The organism is Paraburkholderia sp. SIMBA_027, assembly GCF_046535315.1.
Classification (GTDB): domain Bacteria; phylum Pseudomonadota; class Gammaproteobacteria; order Burkholderiales; family Burkholderiaceae; genus Paraburkholderia; species Paraburkholderia tropica.
Genome location: NZ_JAWRWY010001379.1, coordinates 1 through 245, shown reverse-complemented (window position 1 = coordinate 245; position 245 = coordinate 1). Strand labels below are relative to the sequence as shown.

At 69.4% G+C, this 245-nt stretch carries 1 protein-coding gene; it reads left to right on the top strand.

Going from position 1 to position 245, the window contains the following annotated elements; all coding sequences use genetic code 11:
* Positions 1-245, top strand: a 245-nt coding sequence (gene purN, locus SB764_RS43700) for a phosphoribosylglycinamide formyltransferase (RefSeq protein ID WP_410867263.1), incomplete at both ends; no start/stop codon positions are given.

Below are 245 nucleotides of genomic sequence, written 5' to 3'. Positions count from 1 at the left end.
CTGGAATGGGCCGCGGCGCAGGGCATCGCCACCGCGGCCCTTTACCACAAGGACTACGCCAGCCGCGAGGCCTTCGACGCCGCGCTGGCCGCTGAAATCGACCTGCACGCGCCGGATTACGTCATTCTGGCCGGCTTCATGCGGGTGCTGACCCCGGGCTTCGTCAACCGCTACAGCGGCCGGCTCGTCAACATCCATCCGTCGCTGCTGCCGGCGTTTCCGGGGCTGCACACCCACGCGCAGGC